The following is a 19,153-nucleotide window of genomic DNA, read 5'->3' on the forward strand; positions in this document are numbered from 1 at the left end:
AGATGTAAAGAACCGGTTCATTGCAGAAGCACGGTATCTGAGAGCGGCTGTTTATTTTGAAGAAGTAAAAAGAGTGGGCGGTGTGCCGCTGATCCTGCAGCCCATGGAATATGATTATCAGGGCGATCCTGCTTACCTGCAACATGCGCGGGCAAAGGAATCCGAGATATATGATTTTGTGATCAGCGAGATGGATAGTGTGAAGCAATACCTGCCTTCCAGTCCGATCAGTAAAACCCGCGCTACCGTTGGGTTGGCGCTGGCTACCAAAGTAAGGGCTGCGTTATATGCCGGTGCGATTGCAAAATATGGCGCTACCACGCCGCAGGTATCTTTATCGGGTGGAGAAGTGGGGATTCCGGTGACCGCTGCCAACGGATATTATACCACTGCCCTGAGCGCTGCGCAGGAGCTGATTAACAGTGGCAACTATGCATTGTATAAAAAGAACAGTGATAATCTTACGCAGAATTTTATCAGTCTCTTTATCGATAAAGGATCAAATCCGGAGGTGATTTTTGCCAAAGATTTTAAGTTGCAGAGTGGCCGCGTACAGCCGTGGACGTTATGGAGCCAGCCGCGTTCCAATGCAGAAGAGCAGCAAGGAGGCCGTTTGAATCCTTCGTTGAACCTGGTGCAGTCGTTCGAATTACTGGACAACACCTTTGCGCCGCTGATGACCAATGCCCCCGGCGGTGGATATGCCTATTACAACGATCCGCAGGACTTGTTTGCCAACAGAGATCCACGTTTAGCCGCTACGGTTATTTTACCCGGATCTGAATTTAAAGATAAGAAAGTAGATATCTGGGCGGGGTATATCTTGAAAGATGGAAGGATCATTACCGGCGATAACTTCGGCGCCAAAGGCAAACTGGAACCCAATGGTCCGGATGTGCAGGTAGTAGGTTACGATGGGCCGGTGAATAATCTCGAATTCAGTGCGCAGTCGGGCTTTATCATCCGGAAGTATATGGACCCAACGGTTGGTTCCGGTCGTATTGGCACGCAGAGTGAAGTATGGTGGATCAGGTACCGTTATGCAGAAGTATTGCTCAACGCGGCAGAAGCGGCCTTTGAACTGGGACAGCGCGGAGTAGCTGCCGGGTATATGAACCAGGTACGTGAAAGAGCCGGATTTAAAATCCCATTAACGGAAGCAGACATTACTTTCGATCGGATTGTGCATGAAAGAAAAGTAGAGCTGGCATTTGAAGGACACGAATTCTGGGATATGAAACGCTGGCGTTTGGCGCATAAGGTATGGAATGGTGTGAAAACAAGTCTGACTACGCAGCCGGGAAAAAGCGATGAGTCCAGCACGAGAGTGTTTGCCTTGTGGCCGTACAAAGTATACGATCCGGGAAGTCCGAATAACGGCAAGTATATCTTTAAACAGGTATTGCCGGGGGCGGTTACTTCCGCACACCTATTCCGCCTTGGTAATTACTATGCGGCGATCGGGGATGATATCAGGAATAACAACCCGAAAATTGTGAAGAATCCTAACCAGTAAAGCGATGTATTATGAAAACTAGTATTCAGTATGCGATATTAATGGCGGCGGTGATCTTTTCCGCTTCCTGCAAAAAAGATAATTATAAAGCGCCTTCCAGTGCGTTCAACGGCCGGCTGGTATACCAGGGGGAGCCGATCAACGTAAGTTACAACGATGTGTATTTCGAATTATGGGAGCCAGGTTGGGGAAAAAGTACGCCCATTAACGTTAGTATCAGCCAGGATGGAAAATTTTCGGCATTATTGTTCAATGCCAATTATAAGCTGATCATTCCGGGCGCGCAGGGACCCTTTCGTTCGCTGATTGACAAAACCACGAATTCAGATACCATTGCGTTAACGATTTCGGGTAATCTCACCCGTGACATCGAGGTGTTGCCTTACTACATGATCCGTACGCCAAAGTTTGTGGCGGCGGGTAGAACGGTAACCGCTACATTTGGCGCAGAGCAGATCATTAAAGATGCCAATGCCCGTGGAATAGAGCGGGTATCACTGTATGTGTGTAAAACACAGTTTGTGGATGGGCGGAACAGTATTGCCACGAGAGATTTGGGTGGTGGCAGTATTACAGATCCTGCGGGTATTAGTTTGCAGGTAGATGTGCCCACGCTGGTACCCGAACAGAAAACGGTCTTTGCCCGTGTAGGATTAAAAATTGCAGGTGTAGAAGATATGATCTACTCGCCTGTGCAGGAAATTGCCTTGTAAAGGATGATGAATATTGACACGGCCCTCTGGTTTTCCGGAGGGCTTTTCTATGTCCGGTGATTATTACGCACGTTATTTAACGCCCTTTTTAGCCCTTTTACGAAGATCGTTCAGTTGCGTAGTGATAGTTTCGTGGAGGATATCGATCAGCCGTTTTACAGCCGGAGAAGGTGTTTTTTTACGCATCAGCATAAACACCGCAACATCCGGTAACGGAGGAAGTCCGCTGGAGGGTGTCAATACCCTGCATCCGGCAGGCAGGCCGATTTCCGTACGGATGGTAATGCCCAATCCGGCTTGAGCAGCCGCCCACATACCTGCCACGCTGCCGCTGGTGAGGGCTGGGCGCCAGGTACGTTTTACTTTTTCCAGTGCTGCCAACCCGGTAGTACGGAACAGGCAGGGGGCTTCAAATAACAAGAGCGGTAAAGGTTGTTGCAATGCCACGGTGCTATCGGCGCCACCTATCCATCTGATAGGGAGCGTGCCTATGGGCATGGCTTCTTCCGGCGCATTTTTTCCAAAGGAGATAATCACATCGAGTTTGCCGCTTTGCAGCAACTGTGCCAGCACGGCTTGGCGTTCCAGTGTTACTTCAATTTCCATTTGTGGGTGAATGGCCGCAAAGCGGGCCAGTGCCACCGGAAGACCACTTTCTGCAAAATCTGCGGGGAGTCCCAGTTTTACTTTTCCTGCTATCTGCGTAGCCGTTAGGGCGGCAATGGCCTGCTGGTTGATGTCCAGCATTTGCCGGGCATAGCCCAGCAGGATTTCTCCGTTGGCAGTGAGTCGCCAGCCGCGGCCCTGTTTTAAAAACAGCTGCTGCCCCGTGATCTCTTCCAGTCGCTGCATTTGCAAACTTACCGCCGATTGGGAGCGGGCCACCTGGTCAGCAGCCCGGGCGAAGCTGTCCAGATCTACTGCCAACACAAATGTGCGCAACAAATCCAGTTCCAGCAGATCTGTTATCATACTTTAGTTTTATTAAAGTGTATCGTTAGATGTTTCAATATTGCAAATGTATGAAACGTTGGTAAGTTTGCAGTGAAATCTTCTTTTGTATGAAAAAATTACTATTCATCATGTCTATACTACTGTCAGGCAGTGCTGCGGCCCAAACGCCTCCGACCCGTAAACAACTGCTGCAACAAATAATACCGGTAACCGGTGTAGAAGAAGTACGTATGGATGAAATTACCCTCGCTCCCGGTCAGGGCGCCCCGGTGCATCACCATCCATGTGAAGTATATGGGTATATCGTATCCGGGGAAATACAATATCAGCCAGCAGGTGAGGCGGCCGTATTGTTGCATACCGGCGACGCTTTTCGTGAAGCTGCCGGCAAAGAAATTACGGTATTCAAAAATGCACACGACGATAAACCCGCCACCTTCGTAGCCCTGTACCTGCTAAAGAAAGATCAACCTGCTATCATCATTAAAAAATAAATTATGCCTTTTGTACAAATTTATCTCGGCCATCATCTCAGCGCTGAGAATAAAAAAGATATTTCGCTGTCGGTACATCAGAGCCTGCAGGAACATTTCAATATCCCTGCAGATGATTATTTCCAGGTGATCCACACCATGCAACCCGGAGACATTCTCTATCCGGCCAGTTATTTTAATGTACCACATACCGATAACCTGTTGTACATACGTATTACAGCAAGAGCCGGCAGAACGGTGGAACAAAAAAAGGCACTGTATAAAAGTATTGCCTCCCGCATAGGCGCCAGCACACCCGTGAGTGGAGATGATGTGGTCATTATTCTGCTGGAGAATGATTTGGCCGGTTGGTCATTTGGCGGAGGTGTTGCCCAGATGGTAGAGTAAACTCATGTTATTTTAGCTGTCAGTTTTTTTCATAGAAAATAAGAAAATTGTATAAAAGATCCGCTTGTTTTGATCGACAAAAAGTCAGGTTGAGAAATGGTTTTGTTAGATGATAGTGTGATAAAAAATATCTGATATTTGATGGTTGTCGGTTTTAAATATGTATTAAATTTGAGGAATTAAAATTTTCTAAAGTATATGGAAACACAAGCTTTACAGGAGATTTTGGCGAGATTTGATGCCGTAGATAAGCGATTCGATGTCATGGATGAGAAATTCGATGTCATGGATGAGAAATTCGATGTCATGGACAAAAGATTCGACGCTATGGATGAAAGATTCGACGCTATGGATGAAAAATTCGACGCCATGGATGAAAGACTCGATGTAATGGAAGAAAAAATTGATCACAGGTTCGATTTGGTGGACCTGAGATTAACCTCCATTGAGGAAAACATCGAGAGAATTGCTGAATGGGTACCTTTCAGAACACCTCCTTTTAAAGGACTTCCGAACGGCTAGCCACGCACCCTGTATGTACTACCCCTGTTAAGTGATTAATAGCCTTGCTGTTTTACAGCAAGGTTTTTTAATTGACAAATATCGCAGTCGAAAATCCTCCGGATGAGCACCAACGGAAATTAATCAGTAAATTGCCTGATAATCGGGCAGGCATGGAAACGGTTACAACAGAGAAAATATTACCCCGCTGGCAGTTATTTCTGCTGTCATTTAAAGATGCATATAAAGAGCTGCAGGCGAATGATCCGCTGCGGATGGCCGGGGCCACGGCATTTTTTACCACTTTTGCCCTACCGGCTATTCTTATTATTATGATACAGTTGCTGCGTATTATTTTCCGGATAGAGCATCCGGGTCAGCGGCTGATGTCGCAGCTGGAAGGCATGTTTGGCGTGGAAACCACCGAAGCGATCCTGCTAACATTGCGGGCATTCCGGAGCATTGCGCAAAACTGGATCATTGCTATTGCGGGTTTCTTTTTTTTATTGTTTGTGGCCACCACACTTTTTAAAATTATCAAAGGTTCACTCAATGAATTGTGGAAAGTAAAAGCCACTCATAAAGAAAACTTCGGGCAGATCATGCTGTCACGGTTAAAAGCCGTGCTGGTGATTGTTTTTGCCGGCGTATTATTTATCATCGACCTGGTGGCCGAAGCTGCCCGCACCTTTCTAGGCAAGTACATCCTCCTGTATACCCCCGCGCTGGGCATTTATTATGATAGTGCGCTCAATTATGTCATCTCTGTTATCATTGTTACGATCTGGTTTTTTCTGGTCTTCCATTTTTTACCCAACGGGCGCCCACATTGGAAAGTAGGACTTACCGGTGCACTGGTGACCAGCATCCTGTTTAATATTGGAAAAGCGGTGCTGAAGGTAATGCTGACGTACAGCAGTATCAACAGCCTCTATGGCGCTTCCGCATCTACCGTTTTACTCCTGCTGTTTATGTTTTATTCTTCCCTGATCTTTTATTTCGGAGCGTGTTTTACAGACGCCTGGGGAACCCGCACCGACCGCCCAATACAGCCCCTGCAGCATGCCAGTCGTTATGAAATTACGATAGCAGAAGAGTAATACTTTTATTTGATAACAAAGCACCCTGAATAGATAAATAAGTATTATAAAAATTGCCTATTATAGAGATAGATTTGCTAATCGCAGGATCAACCAATTTTAAGTAGAAATCCACCTATGGGCAACAAAATTACGTTAAAGGAAAAGGTAGGGTATGGCTTTGGAGATATGGCTTCTTCTATGTTCTGGAAGCTGTTTGGTATGTACCTCTTGTTTTTTTATACAGATGTGATGGGCATCGCTGCGGCGGCGGTAGGAACCATGTTCCTGATCACCCGCATCTGGGACACTTTCTTTGATCCGGTTGTAGGCTCCCTGGCCGACAGAACCCATTCCCGCCGGGGCAAATTCAGACCCTATATTTTATATATGGCTGTTCCTTTTGGGGTAATCGGGGTACTCACGTTTACAACGCCGGGTTATGGCGCTTCCGGTAAACTGATCTATGCCTATATCACCTATTCTGCCATGATGATGATCTACTCGCTGATCAACGTACCTTATGCGTCATTATTAGGGGTCATTTCGTCCGATGGTAAAGAAAGGAATACATTGGCCTCGTTCAGGATGGCCTTTGCTTTTGGAGGCAGCTTTATCGCATTGGCATTAATTGAACCCTTGGTCAATTTCTTTAGTAAAACCAGTACCGGCGTCATGAATCTGCAGCGTGGCTGGCAATTGGGTGTAGCGGTGATTGCTGTTATCTGCGTCACGTTATTCCTGCTCTGTTTTGCCTGGGTAAAGGAGCGGGTGCAAGCTATTAAAGAAGATCCGGCCGCTCTGAAAGATGATATCCGGGATCTCTGTAAAAACAGACCCTGGTGGATTTTGCTGGGCGCTGGTATTGCTGCGCTGATCTTTAACTCCATCCGCGATGGCGCAACCCTTTATTATTTTAAATACTACATACAAAACGTAGAGGCGTTTACGTTAGGAAGCATGCATATTACTTATTCTACGCTTTATCTCATGGTAGGACAAGGAGCCAATATCCTCGGCGTGATCCTGGCCTCACCGGCAGGCAATAAGATAGGTAAGAAAAATACTTACCTTGGTGCCATGCTGATCGCCTCTGTATTCAGCATCCTGTTTTACTGGTTAGGAAAAGGACAACTCGCTCTCATCTTTATATTCCAGTTCCTGATCAGTGTATGTGCAGGCATTATTTTTCCACTGCTATGGTCTATGTACGCCGACATCGCGGACTACTCTGAATGGAAAAATGGTCGCCGTGCTACAGGACTCATTTTCTCTTCTTCTTCTATGTCGCAGAAGTTTGGATGGACGATCGGCGGAGCGCTCACGGGCTGGCTGCTCGGCGCTTTTGGTTTTAAAGCAAACGAAATACAGGCAGATGCTGCGCAACACGGTATTTTATTAATGCTTAGTTTTTTGCCGGCCATAGGGTCTATACTATCTATTGTATTCATTGCCATGTATCCGCTTTCTGAAACACGTATTGCTACTATTTCTGCCGAACTGAAACAAAGAAGAAACTAATGCAACCCACTTTAAAAACAGCGCTGCAAAAGGAATTGGTCAACATCCTCTCGTACTGGACGAAATACATGCCAGATGAAGCCCATGGCGGATTTTACGGTAAACTGGGAAATGACAATATACCCCTACCCGGCGCTGTGAAGGGGGCGGTACTCAATGCCCGCATCCTGTGGACGTTTGCGGCGGCTTATAATGCCAGCGCGAATCCGCTGTACCTGGCAATGGCCGACAAGGCTTACCATTATTTCGCTGCACACTTCATCGATGCTACCTATGGCGGCGTATACTGGACGGTAGCAGAAAACGGGCAGCCGGCAGAGACAAAGAAACAAGTGTATGCCATCGCCTTTGCTTTGTATGCTTACAGCGAATATTATAAAGTAACGCAGGATGCAGCGGTATTGGCTGTGGCGATTGAGCTCTACCAAAGTATAGAAGCGCATAGCTTTGATCCGGTTCATGGTGGCTATTGTGAAGCATTTACACGGGAGTGGCAGGAGATCAGTGATCTGCGGTTGAGCGATAAAGATGCCAACGAAAAAAAGACGATGAACACACACCTGCACGTAGTGGAAGCTTACGCTAACCTATATACGATTTGGCCGGATGAAAAATTGTGTACCCAGATACAAGGCCTGCTACGGCTGTTCTATGATAAAATAATTGATAAAAAAAGCGGGCATCTGCATTTGTTCTTCGATGAACAATGGACCGTAAAAAGTAGTAACGTTTCCTATGGACACGATATGGAAGCCAGCTGGTTATTGCCGGAAGCCGCTGAAATTATCCAGGACGAAACACTGATAGCCCGGTACCGGGAACTGGCGCTGGTAATGACCAATGCTACTATTACAGGCGGACTGGATAAGGATGGTGGCTTGTGGTACGAATATGAAACGGCTCAGCGTCATATGATCGCCGAAAAACATTGGTGGCCGCAGGCCGAAGCCTTGGTTGGTTTTATCCATGCCTGGCAGTTGCAGCCGCAGGGGCGATTCCTGCAACATGCGGTCAACACCTGGCATTTCATTGAGCAGCATATTATTGACAAAGCCAATGGAGAGTGGTTCTGGGGGGTGTATAAAGATTACCGCGTTATGGAAGAAGATAAAGCCGGTTTGTGGAAATGCCCCTATCATAATGCGAGGGCTTGCCTGGAGGGGATAAAGCGACTGGGATAACGCGGATTTTGTCTTTGTTCAGGATTATACTGATTATACTGATTTTGATGATTTTTATTTTTCTGCTTTTGGAAGATGTAAAATCTTATACCAAAAATTTAGATTCGCTGATATCTTCTAAAAATCTTTTTAAATCCTGTAAAACAAAATCCAGAAAATCAGTATAATCAGTATAATCCTGAACAAAGACAAAATCCGCTTTTAATACTGTATTCACTTTTTTTAATGGCCAATTCGCAATTCGTCATTTGCACTCCCGCTGCATAATAATTTTATATATCTTGATGCATATGAACTGCAAGATATATTCCACATTACAAACTGCACTTTTATTGGGCGCATTAACGTTATCGGCGCAATCTGATGTGACCGTACGTTTCAGCGAACCGGCCCGTCATTTTACGGCTTCTGCACCGCTGGGCAATGGACGTTTAGGCGCCATGGTATTTGGAAATACCAATCGCGAACGAATTGTTTTGAATGAAATTTCTATGTGGTCGGGAGGCATCCAGGATGCAGATAGTAAGGAGGCGGCGGCCTACCTTCCGCAAATTCAGCAGCTATTATTACAGGGGAAAAATATTGAAGCACAGAAAGTGCTGCAGCAATATTTTATCTGCCAGGGGCCAGGATCTGGTAGTGGTAACGGTGCTAACGTAAAATTTGGTTGTTATCAAACCCTGGGAGATCTCTTCATTCAGTGGAAAGATACGGTGTCGGCTATACGTAATTATCAACGTCAGCTGAGACTGGATAGTGCTATCAGCACGGTGAGCTGGGAAAAAAATGGGGTAACTTATAAAGAAGAAGTACTGGTATCCGCTCCTCAGCAGGTAACGGTGGTACGTTTGGTGGCCAACAAACCAGGCAGCCTGTCGTTTACCACAGGATTATACCGTAAAGAACGGGCTAATATCAAACTCGTAAACGGCGCCATCGCCATGAGCGGTACTTTAAACGGAGGGAATGGGGATGAGGGTGTGAAGTATGCTGCTGTATTGAAAGTGATGTCCAAAGGCGGTACCAGAACAGAAAATAAGGATCAGCTGACGATCAACGGCGCAGACGAATGCATTTTGCTGATTGCTGCCCATACCAACCTGAACTGGCCTAACGTAGAAACTCCGGGAGGAGACCCTATGCCGAAAACGGTGGCAGACATCACCAAAGCCGCTGCGGTATCCTGGCCAGCACTGGTACAGGCACATGTAAAGGACTATACTTCCTTTTTTAACCGTTGCCAGCTGTCTTTCACCGATAACAGCAATAACGAAGTAAAGGGAATGGCTACCATTGATCGCCTGCAGCGTTTGCAGCAGGGCGAAAAAGATGCGTCGCTGGTATCGCTGTATTTTAACTTTGGTCGTTACCTGCTCATCAGCTCATCCCGCAACGGCGGTATGCCGGCCAATCTGCAGGGATTGTGGGCAGAAGAATACCAGACGCCCTGGAACGGTGACTATCACCTCGACATCAACGTAGAAATGAATTACTGGCCTGCGGAAGTTACTAACCTGTCCGACTGCCACCAGCCCTTATTCGCGCTGGCTGCACAAATGGCTAAATATGGCGCGCGTACTGCCCGCACCTATTATAATGCAGATGGCTGGATGGCCCATGTGATCAATAATCCCTGGGGCTTTACCTCTCCGGGCGAAGGCGCCGGTTGGGGATCTGCCCTAACAGGAGGCGCCTGGGTGGCTTCCCATCTCTGGAAACATTACCAGTACACCCACGATAAAAAGTTCCTCGCGGAAGTATACCCCGTATTAAAAGGAGCAGCCACTTTTTTTAAAGAAATCCTGATTACCGAACCGTCTCATCAATGGCTGGTAACAGCGCCTTCCAACTCTCCTGAAAACTCTTATATACTGCCGGACGGACAGGAAGGACAAACCTGTATGGGTCCTACCATGGACATGCAAATTTGCAGGGACCTGCTGGGGGCTAACCTCGAAGCAGCCCGTATTCTGCAAACAGATCAGGCCTGGGCCGATAGCCTGAAGATAGTACTCGGAAGGTTGGCGCCGAATCAAATCAGTCCCACTACCGGTGGCGTACAGGAATGGCTGGTAGATTATAAAGAAGCAGACCCGCATCACCGCCATGTATCTCCTTTATATGGCTTGTATCCTTATGATGAAATTACGCCCTGGGATACGCCGGAAATGGCTGCTGCAGCCGAAAAAACGTTGATCAGAAGAGGCGATGGCGCTACCGGATGGTCCCGCGCCTGGAAAGTGGCTTTCTGGGCCCGTTTAGGCGATGGCAACCACGCCTATAAAATGTTGAAAGAGTTATGGGTACCCGCTGCTGCCGGTAGCGATATCAGCATGAGTTCCGGTGCAGGCACCTATGCTAACCTGTTTTGCGCACATCCGCCTTTTCAGATAGATGGTAACCTGGGAGCTACTGCCGGTATATCGGAAATGCTGCTACAGAGCCATGGTAAGGAAAATATTATCCGCTTCTTGCCTGCATTGCCGGATGGTGAACAGTTTGCAGCGGGTCGCATTAAAGGATTGCGCGCTGTAAATGATTTTGTAATAGATTTTAACTGGAAAAACAAAATAGTACAAACTATAAATATCCACTCCGGTAGTGGTGTTGCCTGCAAATTGCTGCTGCCACAAACCGCTGTGGTAAAGGATCGCAATGGCGTAGCGGTACCGCATACTTATAAAAACGGCGTGCTGAGCTTTAATACTAAGAAAGGTATGAGCTATCGCATAGCGGTATAACGCGGATATTGTCTTCCCCAGGATTATACTGATTATACTGATTTTCCTGATTATATTTTAAAAGATGAGGGAAGATGAATGCGGAAATATTCGCGTTCATCTTCCCTCATCTTTTAAATCAAAAAATCAAAAAATCAAAAAAGTAAAAATCGGGAAAATCATTATAATCAGTATAATCCTGGGGAAGACAAAAAATCGCACATTTTTTGTTCCGCAACATTATTAGTAGATTTAGTTTACAATTACCAATCGATTAACAGTGAGCAACAAGGACAGCAAGTATACCATAGCGGAGGTGTATGCCCTTTACTGGAAGGAACTTTATCTTTCAGCTTTTCGCCGGTTGCGTTCAGCGGCCGACGTGGAAGATGTGTTGCATGATCTGTTCCTGTCATTGTTACATTCGCCGGAAGTGCTGGAAAAAGATGGTTCTATCCGCGCTTATCTCCACCAGTCGCTCAAAAACCGGATTATCGATAATTACCGCAAAGCCGCCGTAAGACCACAACTGGAATCCGGAGATGTGTTGCCGGAAACTTCTTCTGCGCTCCACAGTGACGAAACATTGTTGCACCATGAAGTAGAATCGTTGGTGATGGAAGAAGTGAACCGGATGCCGGAAAAAATGAAAGCCATTTACCTGCTCAGCAGGCAGGAGCACTTACCGAATAATGAAATTGCCCATCAGTTAAACATCTCCCTGCAAACAGTTAAAAACCAGATCAGCAGTGCCTTGAAACGGGTACGTACCGCGCTGACAGACTATACCTGAAATATTTTTTCCGTAAGCATAGTACTCCCTTCTTTTTTATACGTGTATATAGTCAAACCGATTTTCAGTGGATGACGATTTGCTACACGATTTACTGGAAAAGTACCAGCAAGGCAAGCTAACGGCCGCCGAAAAAGCGCAGCTGGATGCCTGGTATGACCGTTTCGATACGACCCACGCGGGCATGCAGCCGTTTGCCAATCCGGAAGCGGAGCAGGCGGCAGCACAGCGTTTACAGGCACGTATTGAAAGCTCGTTGGAAGCCGCCGGGCATACCAATGGTCGGGTAGTGCCCTTGTATCGCCGCTGGTTATATGGCGCCGCAGCTGCCATTATTTTACTGCTGTTGTCATTTCCCTTATATAGATGGTTGTTGAAACGTAATACCGTGGCTACGGCGCCGGCCATGGCCTGGCAGAATATTGTTACGCCTTCCGGGAAAATGACGAAGCTTACCCTGGCAGATGGTAGCCAGGTATGGCTGAATGCCAATTCCAGTATGCGGTATCCGGTGGCCTTTTCAGCCACTAACCGGGAAATTTGGCTCACCGATGGAGAAGCCTTTTTTGATGTGAGCCCCGATAAACAACGCCCTTTTATTGTGCATACAGATAAACTCAATGTGCAGGTATTGGGTACTTCCTTTAACATACGTGCCTATGCACAACTGGATAAAGTGAGCATCGGCGTAGCCACCGGAAAAGTGCAGGTAGTACGGGATGCACAGCCACTGGGTATCCTCACGGAAAACAAACAACTGAACTGGAACCGAAACACGCAAAAGGCCAGTATACTGGAGTCAGATGCTGCTCAAATGGGTAACTGGAAGGAGGGCCTCATCCGCCTGGATGGCGCCTCTTTCACTGAGTTAGCCATCATGATAAAGAATGTATATGGATATCAACTAAGCACCCGTAACAAAGTCGTGCAACAGGCTTCGTTTACGGCCACTTTTAAGAATACCAATAAGATTGAAGACGTTATGAAAATGATTTGCAGAACACAGCAGGTAAAATATCAAAGACAGGACAGCACCATTACGCTATACTAATCAGATACATATGAACCTTAATTGAAACAGGAGCTGTGCAACCAGCCCCTGTTTAATAAGTGTTACAGTCTTTCACCGCCGGTCGAATGGAAAATGAAAGCTGTGGCATTTAAAGGGCCTTTTATTACCATTTAAACTCACCAAAAGTATGAAAAAAAACTTTAAGGAAATTACACGACAAATTATGAGGGTGTCAACCATTTTCCTTGGAATTATGCTGGTGTCTGCAGGTTTGCTGGAAGCGGAAACCGGGTCAGCTCAAAAAGTGAAAGGCATGCGGTTGAGTATTGCTTTTCACAGCCAGTCATTAGCCGGGGCTATTACAGATCTTGAAAAAGCGTCCCATCTATCTTTTGCCTACGATAAAAAGAAATTGCAGCTGTTGGCTGCACCGGATACCGCTTTCCGGAATGCGCCACTGGATCAGATCCTCAGCCGGCTGCTGTCGGGAACAGTGTATTCCTACGATGTGATCAACGACAATATCACCATCGGCCGGGATTTTAATAAAGTGTTACAGCAGGTACCACCCGGTAGCCTCAGTGGCCGTATCACAGATGCCGGCAATGGAGACGCTTTGCCCGGTGCTTCTATCCGATTGAAAGAGATCAGCAAAGGAGCCGTGGCGGATGCTGCGGGTAACTTCAAACTCGATGGTATCCCTCCCGGAAAGTATGTGGTGATCGTTTCTTCTATCGGTTATGAACCTACGCAGAAAGAGATCATTATCAAAGAAGGTACGCCCGCTACACTGGATATAGTGATGAAAATAAAAAACAACCTGAGCGAAGTAGTAGTAACGGCACTGGGTATGCGAAAAGACCAGAACAGCTTAAGCTACGCCACGTCCACCGTAAAAGGAGATGACTTTACCAAAGCCCGTGAGCCTAACATCGCGAATGGCCTGGAAGGTAAAGTAGCCGGCGTAAACGTGGTAAAACCCGTTTCCGGTTCCATGGGATCCAGTCGTGTGGTGATCCGTGGTAACGGTTCTATCAGTGGTAATAACCAGCCTTTGTATGTAATCGATGGTGTGCCGCTGGTGAATAATACCTACGGTCAAACTTCCGTATTTTATGGTGGCTCTGATGGTGGCGATGGTATTTCCAGTATTAACCCGGATGATATCGAAACCATGACGGTGCTGAAAGGCGGTACGGCAGCGGCTTTGTACGGTGCCCGCGCTTCCAATGGTGCTATTCTGATCACTACCAAAAGCGGTAAAGCACATAAAGGATTGGGCGTAGAATATAATGGTAGTTATACCACCGATAAGCCCATCTTTTACACCAAAGATTTTCAGTATGACTACGGACAAGGTACCCAGGGACTGGCGCCACAAGACGCCGCTACCGCTAAAGCAGTAGGTCCGGGTAGCTGGGGTGCCAAACTGGATGGCTCCTCCGTAGTACAATTCGATGGCGTTAAACGTCCGTATAGTGCGGTGAAGGATAACGTTAAAAATTTCTACCGGGATGCTAATACCTTTACTAACAACGTTTCTATATTTGGGGGCAATGAAAAAGTAAATGCACGGTTTTCTGTATCAGATCTGAACAACCACGATCTGATGCCTAATTCCAGCCTGCGCCGCCAAAACTATACCCTCCACGCCAACGCCATCCTGGCCGATAAGCTGACCCTGTCAGTGAATGGTATGTACATTCATGAAAAAGCCAGGAACCGTCCTAACTCCGGCGACTTCTCCTGGAATCCACACATGGCTGTGCAATTACTGCCTACCAACCTGGATGTGCGCACACAGGATCGCCGGGTAGATGACAACGGTAAAGAGTATTTGTTCTCCGACAATATTTATTTTGGTAACCCCTACTTTCTTGCCTACAACAGGCTGAGCTCCGACACAAAAGATCGCCTCATTGCTTCTGCCGATCTGAAGTATAGCATTACACCAGACTTATATGTACGCCTGCTCACCGGTACCGATTTTGCGTATCGTTTTTCACAGGGTATTAATCCGGAAGGCGGCGCCATTGCCACGCCCAGCATAGGCGTTGGACAACGGTTCGATAATGAATTCAACTCACAGCTACAGATAGGGTACGATAAAGAACTCAGCAAATCTTTTATGCTGAATACTTTTGTGGGCGGCAACATCATGAAGAGCACCTACAGCAACACCAGCGCCGGTGGTAGCCAGTTTATTGTACCCGGATTTTACGCGGTAAATAATACCAAAACATTATCCCGCAGTTATGATAAATCAGATAAACAATTCAATTCCTTATTCGGATCAGTAGAACTGGGATTCAATAAATACCTCTTCCTGAGTGTAACCGGTCGTAATGATTGGTTTTCTACCCTGAATCCAGAGACCAACAATATCTTTTATCCTTCGTTTGGTTTAAGTTATGTGCTGTCGCAATCAGTGAAATTACCCAGCTGGTTTTCTTATGCGAAGGTCCGTGGCTCCTGGGCTAAAACTGGTAGCGATGCCAGCGTAGCCCCTTATTCACAGGCACTTTCCTACGGCTTCGGTAATACTTATTTCGGCCAGCCTACTGCTTATGTGGCTTCTGATGGTATTCCAAATACTTTATTGCAGCCGGCGGTGACCCGTTCCTGGGAAGTGGGTTTTGATACGCGCTTTTTACAAAATCGTATAGGCATTGACTTTACGGTGTATAATCGTCTTACTTCCAATGATATTCTTACCTCACAGATCAGTTCAACTTCCGGTTTCGGTAGTGTAAGCCTGAATACCGGCAAGATGCGTAACAGCGGTATTGAACTGTTGTTAACGGGTACGCCTGTACGCCACGGAAAAATCACCTGGGACATATCGTTCAACCTGGGCTACAACAAGAACCGGGTGCTGGCACTGGTAGACGGACAGGATCAGATCGTGATGCAGCAAAGCCGTCCCGGTCTGTATTCAGACGGAGGCGTTCCTGCATTCATCAATGCGATAGTAGGACAACCGCTGGGTGTGATTACCGGTACTACCTACAAGCGCGACGAACAGGGTAACATTGTATTCAACGCGCAGGGCTTTCCTGTTCGTGGCGACATCGCGCAATTAGGTAACAGCGTAGCGCCGCTGGGTATGGGCTTTAATAACGAATTCCGCTATGGTAGTGTATTTGCCAGCGTATTAATTGATGGTAAATTTGGCGGTAAAATTTCTTCGGGTACCAACAACCTCGCTTATGTAGCCGGCTTGCACAAGAAAACACTGGAAGGACGCGAAGGTGGTATCACCGGCAAAGGGGTAACAGAATCCGGTGGCGAAAATAAAGTCACGGTATCTTCAGAAGATTACTTCACCTGGGTAGGTAATAATATCACAGAGGAATTTGTATATGATGCCAGCTTTATAAAATTACGTCAGGTAGTGTTGGGGGCAAACCTGCCGCATAGCTGGATGAACCGGGTGAAAATAAATGATGCCAGTGTATCTTTCGTGGCCCGTAATCTTTTTACTATTTACAGTAAGGTACCGTTGGTAGATCCGGAATCTACCTTTCTCAATGGCAATGTACAGGGGCTTGAAATGCTGGCCCTTCCTGCCACCCGCTCTTTTGGTGTTAACCTGAATGTAAAGTTCTAAAAAACCAGTCATCATGAAACGTAATCTGCTCAAATATATCACGGTAACAGGCGCATTTTTATTTACCAGCGTAGCATGTACCAAAAACCTCGAACAAATTAATGTGAATCCGAATGCACCTTCTAATGTAGCGCCGGAGCCGTTGTTCACGACTATTCAAATGTGGACGCCCGGGCAGGAATCAGTCAGAAGAGGCAGTATCGGGTTTTGTATGATGTTTGTACAACAAACCGCGTCTACTAAAACCGATGATTTGCAGGGCGATAAATACCTGCAAAGTGATAATGCCAGTACCTTTTTTTCTACCGAGTACAGTGCATTAGCAAGAAATATAGAAGCGGTGATGACGTCTGTGAAAACAGATCCGGCCAGTGTGAACAAATACGCGGCTATGCGTATCTGGCGTGTGCTGATTATGCATCAGCTCACCGACTTATACGGTGATGTGCCTTATACCCAGGCAGGGAAAGGTTTTACAGAGAATATTTACTCACCGGTGTATGATAAGCAACAGACTATTTATACCGATATGCTGAAAGAACTGGACGAAGCTGCCGCTTCATTTGATGATAGCAAAGCCACCTTCGGTGCGGCTGACGTGGTATACCAGGGAAAAATTCCTCAATGGAAACGACTGGCTTATTCCTTGATGCTGCGCTTAGGTATGCGCCTGACCAAAGTAGATATTGCTGCTGCAGAAACCTGGGTAAAGAAAGCGATTGCCGGTGGTGTTATGCAGGGCAATAGTGATATGTGTACGCTCCCACACGAAGGACCCAACCAGGATCAATCCAATCCTATCAGTTATTCCTTCTTTAAGTTTAACCTGGTGCAGCTGGGCGACATCAAGATTAGTAAAACATTCCTTGACTTCCTGAAACAAACCAATGATCCAAGGATCGCGGCTTATATGTCGCTGCCCTCCGGCAACAGCACACCCGCCAGCCAGAAGGGCCTGCCAAACGGACTGGATGCCAATTCTTTTGCGACCTATCCCGGTGGTAACGACCTTTCTACTTATTCTACCTTCAACGTAAATAAGATTCTGCCACTGGCAGCCCCGTCTTTTATGCAGAGCTATGCAGAAGTGGAGCTGATGCTCGCCGAAGCAGCGGTGCGGCATTGGACCGGTGATGATCCGGGCACACACTATACCAAAGCAGTAACTGCCTCCATGCAACAACAAACGCTGTATGGAGTAACCATTGATAACGCAGCGACACAGGCTTATCTGCAAACAGGTAAACCGTTTCCGGCCATTGGCACCGATGCGCAGCTGAAGGTGATTAATGAACAATATTGGGTCGCTACGTTTATGAATGGCATTGAATCTTATGCTAACTGGCGCAGGAGCGGTTACCCGGTACTCACCCCTGTTAACTATCCCGGTAATGCCACCAGTGGCGTTATTCCCCGTCGCCTCACTTATCCGATTGGAGAATATACTTCCAACAGTAAAAACCTGAAGGATGCTATTTCCAGACAGGGAGCAGATAACTACCTGACCAGGGTTTGGTGGGATAAATAATTTACAGACCTTAGTGGAGCGGTATATCACCGCTCCCTTTTTTTAAGACATTACATACTGAGATGCGAATTTTTTTAACAGGCTGCTGTCTGCTGCTCTCCCTGCAGTTGTTGGCGCAATCACCTTATCTAACGGCAAAGTGCACACGATTTATAGATAGTACGGGTCGCGAGGTTATTTTACACGGACTTAATTTTGTGAACAAAGATAAAGCGAAGGGGTATCGTTATGCGGATGATTCACTGAGCATCGTTAAAATGAAGCAGTGGGGGATTAACTGTATTCGCCTCGGCGTTACCTGGGATGCGATGGAACCCGTGCCAGGAAAGATCAACGAAGCCTATCTGCAACAACTGGATGAACGTGTTCGCTGGGCGGCACGGCAAGGCATATACGTTTTGCTGGATATGCACCAGGATCTGTACAGTAATAAATTTAGTAATGGCGCACCCGACTGGGCCACGCTCGATGAAGGCAAGGAACACTATGCCAATCCCGATGCCTGGGATGATTCTTATTTTTTGAGTGCCGCCGTACAAACGGCTTTCGACAATTTCTGGCATAATAAGCCTGCAGCGGATAGCATCGGTATTCAGGATCACCTGGTGCATAACTGGGGCCTGCTGGCAAAGCGATATGCAAATGAGCGGGCGGTGATAGGCTTTGATTTACTGAACGAGCCATTTATAGGGAGTAATGTAAGCAAAGTGCTGGAAGCCTTTATGCATGCCCTGGCGCAGGGAAGTAAGCCGGCACTGAGTGAGGAAGAAGTAATGAAGTTGTGGGTAACGGAGGACGGCAAAGCACAACTGATGCAACAGCTGAATGACACCATATTGTACAAACAGCTGGTGGCAGGGCCAGCGCCTTATTACGCTGCCTTTGAAAACGAACAGCTGATTCCTTATTTCTTAAAAGCCACCGCTGCTATCCGCGCGGTGAATCAACAGCAATTGATTTTTATAGAGCCGAGTGTATCGGCTAATTTTGGCGTACGCACACATATCGCTGACTTTCTGCAGCGGCTGGGAACATCAGATGGTATTGCTTTTGCGCCACATGCGTATGATATTGTAACCGATACCCGCAGTGTAGCCGGCGGCAGCGACCAGCGCGTGAAAATTATTTTCGACCGGCTGGATAG

At 46.9% G+C, this 19,153-nt stretch carries 15 protein-coding genes; 14 read left to right on the plus strand and 1 reads right to left on the minus strand.

Features of this window, described 5'->3' with window-relative positions:
- Window positions 1-1,516, plus strand: a 1,516-nt coding sequence (locus tag VIP81_RS33280; RefSeq protein WP_331972524.1) for a RagB/SusD family nutrient uptake outer membrane protein, incomplete at its 5' end; no start/stop codon positions are given.
- Between the two features lie 11 nt (window positions 1,517-1,527).
- Complete coding sequence (locus VIP81_RS33285) at window positions 1,528-2,229, plus strand: DUF3823 domain-containing protein (RefSeq protein WP_331972527.1); 702 nt, start codon at window positions 1,528-1,530, stop codon at window positions 2,227-2,229.
- Between the two features lie 72 nt (window positions 2,230-2,301).
- Here VIP81_RS33285 and VIP81_RS33290 read toward each other — a convergent pair whose 3' ends face one another.
- Entirely contained in the window at window positions 2,302-3,201 is a 900-nt protein-coding gene (locus tag VIP81_RS33290) for a LysR substrate-binding domain-containing protein (protein ID WP_331972530.1), read from the minus strand.
- 89 nt (window positions 3,202-3,290) lie between these two features.
- Here VIP81_RS33290 and VIP81_RS33295 point away from each other — a divergent pair, with 89 nt between their 5' ends.
- From VIP81_RS33295 to VIP81_RS33350, 12 genes are all read left to right on the plus strand, one after another.
- Entirely contained in the window at window positions 3,291-3,677 is a 387-nt protein-coding gene (locus tag VIP81_RS33295) for a cupin domain-containing protein (protein WP_331972533.1), read from the plus strand.
- Between the two features lie 3 nt (window positions 3,678-3,680).
- Complete coding sequence (locus VIP81_RS33300; protein ID WP_331972536.1) at window positions 3,681-4,064, plus strand: tautomerase family protein; 384 nt, start codon at window positions 3,681-3,683, stop codon at window positions 4,062-4,064.
- Between the two features lie 225 nt (window positions 4,065-4,289).
- On the plus strand, window positions 4,290-4,586 hold the full coding sequence (locus VIP81_RS33305) for a hypothetical protein (RefSeq protein ID WP_331972540.1): 297 nt from the start codon (window positions 4,290-4,292) through the stop codon (window positions 4,584-4,586).
- A 152-nt stretch (window positions 4,587-4,738) separates the two neighbouring features.
- The gene (locus tag VIP81_RS33310; protein WP_331972543.1) at window positions 4,739-5,665 is read left to right on the plus strand and encodes a YihY/virulence factor BrkB family protein; all 927 of its coding nucleotides are present in this window, start codon (window positions 4,739-4,741) and stop codon (window positions 5,663-5,665) included.
- A 117-nt stretch (window positions 5,666-5,782) separates the two neighbouring features.
- Complete coding sequence (locus VIP81_RS33315) at window positions 5,783-7,165, plus strand: MFS transporter (RefSeq protein WP_331972546.1); 1,383 nt, start codon at window positions 5,783-5,785, stop codon at window positions 7,163-7,165.
- The gene (locus VIP81_RS33320) at window positions 7,165-8,346 is read left to right on the plus strand and encodes an AGE family epimerase/isomerase (protein ID WP_331972548.1); all 1,182 of its coding nucleotides are present in this window, start codon (window positions 7,165-7,167) and stop codon (window positions 8,344-8,346) included. The genes VIP81_RS33315 and VIP81_RS33320 overlap by 1 nt, the downstream gene beginning before the upstream one ends.
- A 290-nt stretch (window positions 8,347-8,636) precedes the next feature.
- Window positions 8,637-11,087: a glycosyl hydrolase family 95 catalytic domain-containing protein gene (locus VIP81_RS33325; RefSeq protein WP_331972550.1), complete on the plus strand. Its 2,451-nt coding sequence runs from the start codon at window positions 8,637-8,639 to the stop codon at window positions 11,085-11,087.
- Window positions 11,088-11,346: 259 nt separating this feature from the next.
- A complete protein-coding gene (locus VIP81_RS33330) occupies window positions 11,347-11,859 on the plus strand; it encodes an RNA polymerase sigma factor (protein WP_331972552.1) in 513 nt (170 codons plus the stop codon).
- Window positions 11,860-11,926: 67 nt separating this feature from the next.
- Window positions 11,927-12,910 (plus strand): FecR family protein, encoded by a 984-nt coding sequence (locus VIP81_RS33335; RefSeq protein WP_331972555.1) that lies wholly within the window; start codon window positions 11,927-11,929, stop codon window positions 12,908-12,910.
- A gap of 148 nt (window positions 12,911-13,058) precedes the next feature.
- Window positions 13,059-16,481: a SusC/RagA family TonB-linked outer membrane protein gene (locus tag VIP81_RS33340; protein WP_331972559.1), complete on the plus strand. Its 3,423-nt coding sequence runs from the start codon at window positions 13,059-13,061 to the stop codon at window positions 16,479-16,481.
- A gap of 13 nt (window positions 16,482-16,494) precedes the next feature.
- The gene (locus VIP81_RS33345; protein WP_331972562.1) at window positions 16,495-18,009 is read left to right on the plus strand and encodes a SusD/RagB family nutrient-binding outer membrane lipoprotein; all 1,515 of its coding nucleotides are present in this window, start codon (window positions 16,495-16,497) and stop codon (window positions 18,007-18,009) included.
- A gap of 62 nt (window positions 18,010-18,071) precedes the next feature.
- Window positions 18,072-19,153 (plus strand): glycoside hydrolase family 5 protein (locus VIP81_RS33350; protein WP_331972565.1); only part of this gene is annotated, 1,082 nt, incomplete at its 3' end.

This window comes from Chitinophaga sp. (genome assembly GCF_036566945.1).
GTDB lineage: Bacteria > Bacteroidota > Bacteroidia > Chitinophagales > Chitinophagaceae > Chitinophaga.